Raw genomic sequence first — 12,063 nt, 5'->3', positions numbered from 1 at the left:
CTCGGGCCCGGCGGCCCTCACACCTCGACCACCAGGAACCCTAGGGTCGGCACATGCCGACCCGGTCTCTGCGCCCGCTGGCGTACGCCGCACTCACGGCAGTGGTGTCGACCGGGCTCCTCGTGCTCGCCGTCGGCAACGGATGGCTGGGGCCGGACGTGGGGCGGGGCGCGAACTTCTGCGAGGCCGCGCGCGACGGGTGGGTGAAGCAGCCGGCGAACTCGTTCTCCAACCTGGGGTTCGTCGGCGCCGGCCTCCTGGTGGCGTGGCGGGTGGGGCGGCGCGACCAGCTCGGCGACGTCCTCTCGCAGCACGACGGGCTGGCGACGGCGTACGCCTGCGTCGTGGTCATCCTCGGACCCGCAAGCGCGGCGATGCACGCGACCCAGGCCGAGCACGGCGGCGACCTGGACCTGCTCAGCATGTATCTCGTCGCCGCGTTCGCCGCTGCCTACGCGCTGATGCGATGGGTGCGGCAGGGGCGGGTGCTGTTCGCGCAGCTCTTCCTGCTGTTCGTGGCGGCCTGCGAGCTCATCGGCCTGTACGACGGCACGTTGCCGGTCGTGGAGCAGGCCGGCAACGTTGCCTTCGCGGCACTGCTGCTCTCCGCGGTGGTCCTCGAGATCCGACTCTGGCTCCGCGCCGGTCGAGCCCCGGCCACCGCGCCCCGCACCGAGCCCCGCACTGATCTTGGCTGGGGAGCGGCGGCTCTCGGCGCGATCCTGGTCGCCTTCGCGATCTGGAACGTCACCAAGTCCGTGTGGTGCGACCCAGACTCCCTGCTCCAGGGGCACGCTGCCTGGCACCTGCTCGACGCCGCCTCGGCGTACCTGTTGTTCCGGCTCTGGGCGAGCGAGTGGTCGGCTCAGTGGAAGCCGTAGCGGGCCAGCGGCTCGACCAGCTGGGTCTCCTCGTAGGACAGGTGCGAGGCCATCGTGTCCGACAGCAGGTCGACCGCCTCGCGCAGCCGCGCCAGGCCATCTGCCTCAGACACCACGGCGACCAGCCCGGTCGACGCCGTCGAGCATGCCGGCGATGACGTGGTGCTCCTCCTCGAACCGGTCGATCACCGGGACGAGCGCGGCGTCGCTCGCACGCAGGTGCGGGAAACATCGAGGTGTCCTCGATCGTGTGGTGGGTCGTCACCACCCGGCAGTACGACTGGCAGTAGGCACCGAGCGCCCAGTCGTTCTGCCGCATCGCATGGTGTTGATCAGCGACCGCGCGGCGCCCGCCTCGAGCGTCCCGGCCTCCACCTGCGAGATCAGGTCGAAGAGCTGCTCGAGCTCCGAGCGCAGGTGGTCGTGCACGTCGACCAGGTGCTGACCGGCCGCGCGCTCCTGCGCGATCCAGGCGACGGGCGGAAGGGGAGAGTCGTACGTCGGGCGGGTGGACTCGTCCCACGGCGACTCGCTGCCGCGCGTACGCCGTCGTCCGACGGGTTGACGTTGTAGAGCCGTCGCCCACCCGACCGCGGCTGGTACGCCTCGGTCACGGCCGCGACGAAGTGAGGATCGCCCGTCGGGTGGCGCCGTCGCGCCAGGACGGGAGTACGTCGGTCATGTCGGTGGCCTCCTGAGTCGAGTGATCAGCGGGGCGATGGCGAAGACGACGACCGCGGCCACGCCGATGCCGAGCGCCGTCTCGAGAACCCGCTCCCAGAAGCGCGAGCGGGCGTCGTCCGGGTCGTTGGCGAGCAGCATCACGAAGACCAGGAACGTCGTGTACGCCGGCGTGAGGTACCACCGACTGGCGGCGGTCGCGGTGGCCGCCACGATGACAACCGCGATCGCAGCGCCGAAGACCCAGCCCGGTGCACCGGTCGCGACCAGTGCGATCGCGAGCAGGGCTCCGAGGACCACGTCCGCGATCCGGTCCACCGAGCGCATCCGCTGCACGGCCGGCACGGGTCGCATCACGATCAACCCGGCGATCACCGGCCAGCCGACGTGCTCGAGGTCGAGGCCGAAGCCGATCGCCGCGCAGAGCGCTCCCGTCGTACCGGCCAGGTAGCCGAAGCGCACCATGACCGCAGGGGGCGGCCCCTGCGGCGCAGCGAGGGCCTCGGACGGCGCGTGCTCGGGCCAACACATCGAGAGCAGCAACGCCCAGGTCGAGCCTGCGACGAGGGCCAGCCCCAGGTCCCAGGAGTTCTCCACGCCGGAATAGCTCAACCCGGCCCCCATCAGCGGCAGGCACAGGCTGAGCACCAGCGCACCGGCCGGCCGGTCGGCGGCGACCCGCCCCGCGACCACCGCGATGACGAAGATGCCCGCGACCGCGAGCGGCGGCCAGACGGCCAGTGCCGATCCGAGGACGATCGAGATGCCGGCGAGGTAGCCCACGACGGCTGCCCGGACGCGCCCTCGCCGGCGCGCAGCCAGCGGCAGGATCGCGGCGGGGATGACGCCTACCGCCAACAGGGCCGCGGGCTGGACGTCATGCGCCGCCATGGCGGCGGCCGGCAGCCCGAGCAGCAGCCCGCGGAGGGCGCTCGCCCCGTCCCACCGGATGGCCGGCGGGGCCGGCGCAGGAGCGGTCGTCACCATCGGGAGGCTAGGGCGCCGCGTCCGCGGGTGTCTCACCCGACGCGGGTGAGTCCTGCGGGTCCGTAGGGTTTGGACATGAGCAACCCTCGGTCGCCCTGGCTCAGCTGGACCACACTCGCGCCCGTCACGGCGATCGTGGTCCTCGCACTGGCGTGGGGCCGACACCCGGGCACGGTCGCGGCGGTCGCTGTCGGCATCTTCCTGATCGGCGCGGTGCTGTCCGCCGTCCACCACGCCGAGGTCGTCGCGCACCGGGTCGGCGAGCCGTTCGGCTCCCTCCTCCTGGCAGTCGCCGTGACGGTGATCGAGGTAGCGCTGATCGTCACGCTGATGCTCGGCGGCGGCGACACCTCGGCGCTGGCCCGCGACACGGTCTTCGCCGCGGTGATGATCACGCTCAACGGCATCGTCGGGCTGTCCCTGCTGATCGGCGCCGTGAAGTACCGGATGGCCGTCTTCAACCCGGAGGGCGCCGGCTCGGCCCTGATGACCGTCGTGGCCCTGGCGACGCTGACCCTGGTGCTGCCGCGCTTCACGACCTCGCACCCGGGACCGGAGTTCTCCCCCGCCCAGCTCACGTTCGCAGCGGTCGCCTCGCTCGGGCTCTACGGGATCTTCGTGTTCACCCAGACCGTGAAGCATCGCGACTTCTTCCTGGCCGTCGACACCGGTCCCGGCGCGTCCAACGGCGACTGGGCGGCCTCGGGGCCGATCGACGGGCCGGTCGACCTCGACGGCGACGGGCACGCGGACCCGCCGAGCGACCGGGCCGCACTGGCCAGCCTCGCGCTGCTCCTGCTGGGGCTGGTCGCGGTCGTCGGCCTGGCCAAGGTCGAGTCGTACCCGATCGAGGACGCCGTCGAGGCCGTCGGCGCGCCCCACTCGTTCGTCGGTGTCGTGATCGCGCTCCTCGTGCTGCTCCCCGAGTCGATCGCCGCCGGGCGGGCCGCGGCGCGCAACCGGGTGCAGATCAGCCTCAACCTCGCCTACGGCTCCGCGATGGCGAGCATCGGCCTGACCATCCCCGTCATCGCCGTGGCGTCGATCTGGCTCGACGGCCCGCTGATCCTCGGCCTGGAGCCGACCCAGATGGTGCTGCTGCTGGTCTCGGTGATCGTCTCGGTCCTCACCGTCGTACCCGGCCGGTCGAAGTCGCTGCAGGGGTTCGTGCACCTGTCCCTGCTGGCTGCCTTCGTCTTCCTGGCGATCAACCCCTAGCCGTCGGGTTGGTGGTGGTTTCGAGGCTCAGGCCTGGCAGCCTTCACACCTCAACCACCGATACGTGGTCTGCCTTGGCGTCCGGGGTTGCGAGACGGGACTTCGTCCCTCCTTAACCACCGGACCGTCAGCGGGCCACGAGCACCCGCGGCGGCGCGGCCAGACGGGCAGCCGGGGCGGCGTTCGCGCGCAGGTGGATGTTCTGCAGCAGCCCGATCGCGAGCAGGCCGGCGAACATCGAGCTGCCGCCGTACGACACGAACGGGAGAGGTACGCCGGTCACGGGCATGATGCCCAGGCACATCCCGACGTTCTGGAAGGCCTGGAAGGCGAACCAGCAGGCGATGCCGGCCGCGGCGAGGCGACCGAAGACGTCGTCGGTGCGGGTCGCGATCGCGAGCGCGCGCCAGATGACGACCCCGAGCAGGGCGATCAGCAGGCCGGCACCGAGCAGGCCGAGCTCCTCCCCCGCGACGGTGAACACGAAGTCGGTGTGCTGCTCGGGCACGAAGCCCGCCCGGGTCTGCGAGCCACCGAAGAGCCCCTCCCCGGTGAGCCCGCCGCTGCCGATCGCGATCCGGGCCTGCTCGACGTTGTAGCCGGCGCCGCGCGGGTCGAGGTCGGGGTTGGTGAACGCCAGGAAGCGCTCGAGCTGGTACTGCTTGAGGAACCCGCCCGCGACGGCCGCGACCGCCGCAGTGACGCCACCGGCCGCCAGCAGCGCCAGCCACCGCCTCGGCGCACCCGAGATCGCCACCACCCCGAGCACCGTCGCCGAGAGCACGAGCATGGTGCCGAGGTCGGGCTGGAGCAGGATCAGCACGGCGGGCACGGCCGCGATCGCCAGCATCCCGGCGACGTCGCCGAGGCTGCCGCTGCCACGCAGACCGCCGCCGTTGATCCGGCGTACGTCGGCCCTTTCGGCGACCCACAGCGCCATCCCGATGACCACGGCGAGCTTGGCGAACTCCGAGGGCTGGATCGACATCCCGCCGAGCTGCAGCCAGGACCGTGACCCGTTGACGGTGCTGCCCATGGTGAGCACGAGCACCAGGCCGGCGATGGAGCCGAGGTAGACCAGCGGAGCGACGATCCGGACCCACCGGTGGTCGGTGGCCAGCACCAGCACCATCAGCACGAGCCCGATCACGACGTTGACGAGCTGTTTGCGGAGGTACGCCGTGGTGTCGCCGCCGGTGAGGTCCGCGCGATGGCTCGTCGCAGACCAGACGAGCAGCGTCCCGAGGGTCAGCAGCGCGAGGACGGCGACCATCAGCACCCAGTCGAGCCGAGGGACCTTCATGTCAGTCCTCCTTCGCCGCGGACGGCGGCAGGATCGTGCCGTCGCGCATGAACGTCGGGAGCCCCGCCGGCGGCGTGGTGCCCGCGATCGCGGCCTTGCCCGGGTCGATGTCCATCCCCTTGATGCCGTAGAGCGACTCCCAGACTGCGCGGACCGCGGGGCCGGTGGTCCCGGAGCCGGTGCCGGCCTGGGTCAGCATCATGACGACCACGTAGTTCTCGTCGTACGTCGCGACCCACGAGGTCGACTGCTTGCCCTGGACCTCGGCGGAGCCGGTCTTGCCGCGGATCTGGACCTTGTCGAGCGGGAAGCCGCCGAACTTCCAGGCGAGCGTGCCCACCTTCGGGGTGCCGAGCAGCGCCTGGTCGACGTAGCGCAGGCTCGCGGCCGACGCGTCGACCCTCCCCTGGACCTTGGGCTTGATCTTCCGGATCGTCTTGCCGTCCGGACTGACCACGGCCTTCGCGACGCGAGGCTCGTAGAGCGTGCCGCCGTTGGACAGCGCGGCGTACGCCCGGGCGAGCTGCAGCGGCGTCACGATCGTGTCGCCCTGCCCGATCGAGTAGTTCACGGCGTCGCCGGCACGGTAGTAGCTGCCCTCCAGGCAGAACTCGTGGGCGAAGAGGCGCAGGAAGTCGGACTTGGCGGAGCCGTCCTCGTCGATCTTGCAGTAGTAGGACTTCATGGACTTCCAGTAGTCCAGCTTCCAGTGCCGGTCGGCGATCCGGCCACTGGCCTCGCCGGGCAGGTCGACCCCGGTCTCGCTGCCGAAGCCGAAGTCCTTCGCCTCGTCGACGAGCGGGTCCTTCGCGTCGACGTTGGTCGGGTCCGAGCCGTAGCGCTGCCAGTAGCTGAGCCCGACCCGGTAGAAGAACGTGTCGCACGACAGCTGCAGCGCCTGGTCGAAGCCGATCGAGCCGTACGACGCGGACTCGTAGTTCTTGAACCAGCGGTTGCCGACCTGCAGCCCGGACGAGCAGTCCAGGCGGGTCTGCGGGGTGAAGCCGTTGTTGAGCGCGCCGACGGTCATGATCGGCTTCCACGTCGAGCCGGGGGCGAACTGCCCCTGGGTCGCCCGGCTCAGCAGCGGGTTGTCGGCGGCGGTCGAGTAGAGCTGCGCCAGCTGCTTCTTGGTGATGCCGCCGACCCAGGTCTCGGGGTCGTACGTCGGCTGGCTGGCCATCGCCACGATCCGGCCGGTCTTGGCCTCCATGACGACCGCGGCGCCGGAGTCGGCGACGTAGTTCTTGTGGGTGACCGGGTCATAGGTCTGACGGGCCGTCGCGATGGTCTGCGCGAGCTGCCGTTCGACCGCGCCCTGGACCTTGGCGTCGATGCTGGTGACGAGGGTGTCGCCCGGCTCGCCCGCGACCTCGCCGTCGTCGCCGAGCACCCGGCCCATCGAGTCGACCGCCACGCTCTTGTAGCCGGGCATGCCGCGCAGCCAGCGGTCGTACTCCTTCTCGATCCCGGCCCGGCCGACCGAGGACGCACCGTTGACCGAGGTGTCGCCGTCCTCCTCGGACTGGTCGAGCTCCTCCTCGGTGATCGGGCTGAGGTAGCCGAGCACGTGGGCGAGGTTGATGCCGTACGGCGCCGGGTAGGCGCGCACGCTCTGCTGGTCGGCGATCACGCCAGGGAAGTCCTCGGGCTGCTCGAGGATGCGCAGGGCGACGGCCTTCTTGACGTCCTCGGCGACCGGGACCGGCTGGTACGGCGAGCCGTTCCAGCAGACGCCGGACTCCGAGCCGTCCTCGCCGCAGGTGACCAGCAGCTTGCGGATCCGCGGCGCCGGCACGTCGACGACCTTGCCCACCCGCTCGAGCAGCACGCCCTGCTGGTGCTCGCTGAGCTTGGCCAGGACGGAGCGGTCGATCGAGACCACCCAGGAGGTGCGGTTGGCGACCAGCGGGCGACCCATGTCGTCGACGATCAGCCCGCGCTGCGGCTGGACGACGACCTCGCGGACCGACTGGGAGGTCGCCTGGGCGTGGTACTCCTCGCCGCCGACGACCTGGAGGTAATAGAGGCGCACGAACAGGGTGGCGAAGAGCGAGAACACCAACGCCTGGATGACGTAGAGCCGCAGGCGACCGGTACGGGCAGACATCAGGCGAGAGACCGGTCCGGCTCGAGGTGACGGAACATCGCCATCACCGGAGGCAGCACCAGCGGGGTGAGCAGCACGTCCCAGAGCACCCCGACGAGCACGACCTCGAGCATCTGCGGGATGCCGATCGGGTCACCGAACACCAGCCCGGTGAGCGCGAAGACTGAGGTGCCGACGAACGACGACGCGGCGACGGTCGCGACGACCGTGCCGGCGGTGGGCTGGGTGTCGCGACGGACCCGGCCGGCGACGTACCCGACCACGACGAGTGCCAGCGCCCAGCGGCCGGCGAGGTGGTCGGCGGGCGGGGCGAGGTCGAGGGCGAGGCCGGCGGCGAAGCCCAGCACGATCGCGAACTGCGGGCCGCGGGTCAGCGCCGCTCCGACGACCACGAGCAGGCACACGTTGGGGACGATGCCGTCCCAGGCCAGGTGCGGGAAGAACGAGACCTGGAGGACCAGGGCGACGGCGACGGCGGCGGCCGCCACGAGGGCGCGGACAGCGTTCATCGCAGGCCTCCGTCGGCCTCGATGATCGCGCGGTCACTGGCGGTGCCGGCCGGGACGACGATGCCGACGAGGTCGAGCGCACCGAAGTCGACGAACGGGTCGATGACCGCGCGCTGTGCCGTCTCGCGCAGGCTGCTGTAGACGGTGGTGACCTTGCCGACCGGCACTCCGGCGACGTACGGGCCGCCGGCCTCGCTCCCCCAGGTGACGACCGTGTCGTGCTTGGCGGGGACCGCGGTGTCGTCGACGAGCTCGAGATCCAGGCGGCCGTCGTTGCCGAGCACGCCGCGGCCGTGCAGGAAGCCGACCTCCATGCTGCGACCGACCCGGCCACCGACGACGGAGTCGGCGTCGACGATCAGCAGCACGGTGGCCGTGGTGCGGGTGACGCGCAGGACCCGGCCGACCAGGCCGTCGTTGTTGACCACGGTGAGGTCGGGGTGGATGCCGGCGTCGGAGCCGGCGTCGATGGTGACGGTGCGGGAGAACGACTGCGACGGGCCGAGGCCGACCACCCGAGCCGGCACCAGCGAGTAGCCGAGGCTCTGCGCGGCGGCGGTGAGGCCGTCGTACTCCTCGAGGCGGTTGCGGTCGTAGTCCTGGGTCGCGACCTTCGAGCGCAGGTCGGAGTTCTCGGCCTGCAGGTCGAGCAGGTCCTGCTGCATCGAGTCCTTGGAGCGGAACCAGTTCGGCACGGCCGTGAACGGTCGGATCGCAGCAGCAGACGCGACCTCGGCGGGGCCGAAGACCTCACCGACGGCTCGGCGGGCGGGGTCGATGGGCGACGAGTCCAGCGAGTCGAGGCTCATCACCGTGAGGCAGGCCAGCACCAGAGCGACCAGCAGTCCCCGCGAGGGACCCTGCTGGTCGTTGAGAGGGCCGCGCCACCGGCGCTCCCTCCGGCGGTCGAGACTCATCCGACCCGCCTGCGGTCGGTCACCAGCACCTGCTGCAACGCCTCGAACTCCTCGACGCACTTGCCGGCGCCGATCGCGACCGAGGTCAGCGGGTCCTCGGCGACGTGGACCGGCATGCCGGTCTCGTGGCGCAGCCGCTCGTCCAGGCCGCGGAGCAGCGCGCCGCCCCCGGTCAGCACGATGCCGCGGTCCATGATGTCGCCGGCCAGCTCGGGCGGGGTCTGGTCGAGGGTGGAGCGTACGGCGTCGACGATCGCGTGCAGCGGCTCCTCGATCGCCTGGCGCACCTCGGCGCTCGACACGACCACCGTGCGGGGCAGCCCGGAGATCATGTCGCGTCCGCGGATCTCCGCCTCCGGCTCGTCGGTCATCGGGAACGCGGAGCCGAGGGTCATCTTGACCTCCTCGGCGGTGCGCTCGCCGAGCATCAGCGCGTGCTCCTTCTTCATCCACGCGACGATCGCCTGGTCGAGGTCGTCGCCGGCGGTGCGGATCGAGAGGCTGGTGACGATGCCGCCGAGAGAGATGACCGCGACCTCCGTCGTACCCCCGCCGACGTCGACGACCATGTTGCCGGTCGCCTGGTGGACCGGGAGCCCGGCGCCGATCGCGGCGGCCATCGGCTCCTCGACGATGTAGACCTTGCGGGCGCCGGCCTGGTAGCCGGCCTCCTTGACCGCACGCTGCTCCACGGCGGTGATGCCGCTGGGGACGCAGATGACCATCCGCGGCTTGGCGAAGTAGCGGCGCTTGTGGACCTGCTGGATGAAGTAGCGCAGCATCTGCTCGGTGGCCTCGAAGTCCGCGATCACCCCGTCCTTGAGCGGCCGGATCGCGGCGATGTTGTCGGGCGTGCGCCCGATCATCCGCTTCGCCTCGTGGCCGACGGCGAGGATCTCGCCGGTGTTGTCGTTGATCGCGACCACGCTCGGCTCGTCGAGCAGGACGCCCTTGCCGCGGACATAGACCAGCGTGTTCGCGGTGCCGAGGTCGACGGCCATGTCGCGGCCGATGAAGCTGTTAGCCATCGTGTCGCCTTGTTGCAGGTGGGGAAGAAGTGACAACAGGCTACGAACGAGGACACGCCTCACCGGGGAGGACACGCGGCGTGACCTGCGAAATCGACCTCGGGTCGTCAGATCTGCGGTCCGGGGTCCTTGCGGCTCATCCAGTCCTGCCACTCATCCTCTGGTACGGCGACGCACGGATCGGCGCTGAGCCGGATCAGCACGTCGCCGACCGTCCCGAGGTCGGGGACGTCCATCAGGGACGCCGACACCGAGCCGTCCGTGACCCGGACCGGGTCGTCCGGGTCCGCTGAGCCGGGCTCCTCGACGGCGTACCCGCTCTGCTCGGCTATCGTCCGCAGCGCCTCCGCGACGTCCTCCCCGCTGCCGGGCGCGGCTTCCAGGCGTACGTCGGCGGTGTAGCGGAAGTCCTCGTAGCCCTCGGGGAACCGGCCGGTGCAGCCCTCCCAGCCGCCCCGGGACTCCAGCACCTCGCTGCCGAGCACGTCGTGGCTGATGGCGACCAGGCCCCGCGCCGTCTCGGCGACCGCGTCGCGCTGGCCGAGCAGCGCCTCCTCGGCGGTGCCGGAGTCGACGTCGTCGCTGCCGAAGACCGCGCAGCCCGATCCCGACAACAGCAGGGCCGGGAGCAGCAGCAGGCCCGGGGCCCGCCGGCGGCGCCTCACTGACCGTCCAGGGTGTCGCGGTCGGTGGGGTCGCGGTCCCACTCGGGGTCCTGCGGGCCGGCGTACCAGGGGTCGGTCACCGGGCCGGCCGTGAGCACCGCGTCGTAGTTGCCGCTGACGATCTGGCTGAGGTTGTAGAGCGACTCGCTACCGTGGTCGAAGTACCTCGAGTGCTCTCCGACGTCGAGGAAGTCGGGCCGGCTCGTCGACTCGGCCTGGAACCGGTTCGCTCCGAAGTCGTCCTCGGCCGGGTCGTCGCCGAGACCGGGGCCGCCGAGCGCGGACTCGAGGTGGAGCCAGCCGTGGTTGCCGAGGTCGGCGATCGGGTCGCGGCTGTTGGAGCCGGCCCACACGTGGTCGGGGTCGATGCCGGTGTCACCGACGTCGTCGGTCTCGCCGCCGACCCCGGGGCTGCCGACGAAGACCAGGTCGTCGACCGGGATGCCCTCGTCGTGGGCGGCGTGGCCGGTGGTCGTCGAGCCGTAGCTGTGCCCGATCGCCGTGAGGTGGGCCGGATCACCGTCGCGGGAGTCACGGAGCCCGTCGAGCAGGTCGGCCAGGCGGTCGCCGCCGGCGGGCGCCAGGTCTTCGCTGACCACCCCGGCGCCGTCCCACCTCTCCGCCTCCCAGGGCAGGTCGTCGGGGGCGTCGTACCCGATCCAGAACATGGTGGCCACGCCTCCAGTGCCGTCGACGCTGCGGGTCGCCTCGTAGAGGTCGAGCGCGCGATCGGCTTGGTACGGCGCACTCTGCGCGTCCGTGCCGAAGCCGGGGACGGTGACCGCGAGGTCATGCGCGGTCGCGAGGTCGCCAGCCGCGACCGCGACGGCGCCGTCACCGTCGAAGGCGGTCGGGTCGTAGAGGTAGAGCTGCGACGCGACGCCGTCCAGGGTCTGCGGGTCGATCCCGCGCTCGATCGTGGCGACCGCGTCCTGCGCCGCGCGGGCGTTGTCGAGCCACTGCCGCTCGTCGTCGCTCAGTAGGCCCTGGTCCTCGAGGTTGCCCCAGTCCGCGAGGTCGCGGTCCAGGGAGACGGTGTTGGCGGCGTCCCGAGCCCACGGCGGGATGCCGTCGCGGTTGCCGATCGCGCCCGGGGAGGCCGCGATGATCGCCAGCTGCTGGTCGCGGGTGAGCGCGTCCCACCAGCTGTTGACGTCGCGGGAGGACGCACTCGGCCCGGGCATCGAGTCGAGCGCCGCGTCGGCCGGGTCGGCGGAGCCGCCGTACGCGCGCTCGACCTGGTCCAGGGTGAGCACCCGCGAGAACGCCTCCTGGATCGCCTCCTCCTCGGCCATCAGATCGGTGATCCACCGGTCCAGGTCGACCTCGTACGCCGCGACCCGCGCCGCGCAGTCGTCGCAGGCAGCCTGGATCGCCGGCGCCTCGTCGGCGGTCGCGCCGGCCACCCGGTCGCGCAGACCGCCGATGGTGGCGACCAGCTGTCCCCGCTCGTCGCTGAGCGCTGCCCGACGGTCGAGCAGGGACTGCAGCGCGGCGGCGTGCTGGTCGACGCGGCGCGCGACCCCGCGCAGTGCCAGCGACATCGCGTCCGCCCGTCGGCCGGTGGGCCGGATCGCGTCGTGGTAGGCCGTCGCGCCGAGCCCGGTCCAGTCGGCGATCCGAGCATCACCCGCGACGAACGAGCCGAGCTCGTCGACCTGGGTGGACGCCGCGAGCAGGTCGGCGGCGTACTCCCGGATGCTCGCAGGCTCGGCATCGAGCTCGGGTACCTCCCGTGGCAACGGCGGGAGGGTGACCACGCCG

Annotated in this window: 12 protein-coding genes; 2 read left to right on the top strand and 10 right to left on the bottom strand. The window is 71.7% G+C overall.

Features of this window, described 5'->3' with window-relative positions:
• The first annotated feature begins 53 nt into the window (after positions 1-53).
• Positions 54-881: a ceramidase domain-containing protein gene (locus ABEA33_RS07935; protein WP_345526196.1), complete on the top strand. Its 828-nt coding sequence runs from the start codon at positions 54-56 to the stop codon at positions 879-881.
• On the opposite strand, the gene ABEA33_RS07930 is transcribed toward ABEA33_RS07935, so the two are convergent.
• From ABEA33_RS07930 to ABEA33_RS07920, 3 genes are all read right to left on the bottom strand, one after another.
• Positions 866-994: a hypothetical protein gene (locus ABEA33_RS07930; protein WP_345526195.1), complete on the bottom strand. Its 129-nt coding sequence runs from the start codon at positions 992-994 to the stop codon at positions 866-868. The genes ABEA33_RS07935 and ABEA33_RS07930 overlap by 16 nt on opposite strands.
• Positions 995-1,142: 148 nt before the next feature.
• Positions 1,143-1,310 (bottom strand): hypothetical protein, encoded by a 168-nt coding sequence (locus ABEA33_RS07925; RefSeq protein ID WP_345526194.1) that lies wholly within the window; start codon positions 1,308-1,310, stop codon positions 1,143-1,145.
• A gap of 249 nt (positions 1,311-1,559) precedes the next feature.
• Positions 1,560-2,546, bottom strand: coding sequence for an FUSC family protein (locus ABEA33_RS07920; RefSeq protein WP_345526193.1), 987 nt, complete (start codon positions 2,544-2,546; stop codon positions 1,560-1,562).
• A 78-nt stretch (positions 2,547-2,624) separates the two neighbouring features.
• On the opposite strand from ABEA33_RS07920, the gene ABEA33_RS07915 reads away from it, so the two are divergent.
• Positions 2,625-3,767 (top strand): calcium:cation antiporter, encoded by a 1,143-nt coding sequence (locus tag ABEA33_RS07915; protein ID WP_345526192.1) that lies wholly within the window; start codon positions 2,625-2,627, stop codon positions 3,765-3,767.
• Positions 3,768-3,894: 127 nt separating this feature from the next.
• On the opposite strand, the gene rodA is transcribed toward ABEA33_RS07915, so the two are convergent.
• From rodA to ABEA33_RS07880, 7 genes are all read right to left on the bottom strand, one after another.
• Positions 3,895-5,070, bottom strand: a complete 1,176-nt coding sequence (gene rodA / locus ABEA33_RS07910; protein ID WP_345526190.1) for a rod shape-determining protein RodA — start codon at positions 5,068-5,070, stop codon at positions 3,895-3,897.
• Position 5,071: 1 nt separating this feature from the next.
• Complete coding sequence (gene mrdA / locus ABEA33_RS07905) at positions 5,072-7,180, bottom strand: penicillin-binding protein 2 (protein WP_345526189.1); 2,109 nt, start codon at positions 7,178-7,180, stop codon at positions 5,072-5,074.
• Positions 7,180-7,689, bottom strand: a complete 510-nt coding sequence (mreD, locus tag ABEA33_RS07900; protein ID WP_345526188.1) for a rod shape-determining protein MreD — start codon at positions 7,687-7,689, stop codon at positions 7,180-7,182. The genes mrdA and mreD overlap by 1 nt, the downstream gene beginning before the upstream one ends.
• Positions 7,686-8,606, bottom strand: a complete 921-nt coding sequence (gene mreC / locus ABEA33_RS07895; RefSeq protein WP_345526187.1) for a rod shape-determining protein MreC — start codon at positions 8,604-8,606, stop codon at positions 7,686-7,688. Before mreC ends, mreD begins: the two co-directional genes overlap by 4 nt.
• The gene (locus tag ABEA33_RS07890; protein ID WP_345526186.1) at positions 8,603-9,634 is read right to left on the bottom strand and encodes a rod shape-determining protein; all 1,032 of its coding nucleotides are present in this window, start codon (positions 9,632-9,634) and stop codon (positions 8,603-8,605) included. Before ABEA33_RS07890 ends, mreC begins: the two co-directional genes overlap by 4 nt.
• Before the next feature lie 107 nt (positions 9,635-9,741).
• On the bottom strand, positions 9,742-10,299 hold the full coding sequence (locus ABEA33_RS07885; protein WP_345526185.1) for a hypothetical protein: 558 nt from the start codon (positions 10,297-10,299) through the stop codon (positions 9,742-9,744).
• The gene (locus tag ABEA33_RS07880) at positions 10,296-12,041 is read right to left on the bottom strand and encodes an alpha/beta hydrolase (protein ID WP_345526184.1); all 1,746 of its coding nucleotides are present in this window, start codon (positions 12,039-12,041) and stop codon (positions 10,296-10,298) included. Before ABEA33_RS07880 ends, ABEA33_RS07885 begins: the two co-directional genes overlap by 4 nt.
• Positions 12,042-12,063: the final 22 nt, after the last annotated feature.

Source organism: Nocardioides endophyticus (assembly GCF_039543845.1).
Lineage (GTDB): Bacteria > Actinomycetota > Actinomycetes > Propionibacteriales > Nocardioidaceae > Nocardioides > Nocardioides endophyticus.
The sequence above is the reverse complement of the archived record's forward strand: the minus strand, read 5'-3'. Positions and strand labels throughout refer to the sequence as shown.

Coding starts and splice junctions, on each gene's coding strand:
- mreD (WP_345526188.1), bottom strand. CDS start 7,689: ATGAACGCTGTCCGCGCCCTCGTGGCGGCCGCCGCCGTCGCCGTCGCC.
- ABEA33_RS07890 (WP_345526186.1), bottom strand. CDS start 9,634: ATGGCTAACAGCTTCATCGGCCGCGACATGGCCGTCGACCTCGGCACC.
- ABEA33_RS07915 (WP_345526192.1), top strand. CDS start 2,625: ATGAGCAACCCTCGGTCGCCCTGGCTCAGCTGGACCACACTCGCGCCC.
- ABEA33_RS07935 (WP_345526196.1), top strand. CDS start 54: ATGCCGACCCGGTCTCTGCGCCCGCTGGCGTACGCCGCACTCACGGCA.
- mreC (WP_345526187.1), bottom strand. CDS start 8,606: ATGAGTCTCGACCGCCGGAGGGAGCGCCGGTGGCGCGGCCCTCTCAAC.
- mrdA (WP_345526189.1), bottom strand. CDS start 7,180: ATGTCTGCCCGTACCGGTCGCCTGCGGCTCTACGTCATCCAGGCGTTG.
- rodA (WP_345526190.1), bottom strand. CDS start 5,070: ATGAAGGTCCCTCGGCTCGACTGGGTGCTGATGGTCGCCGTCCTCGCG.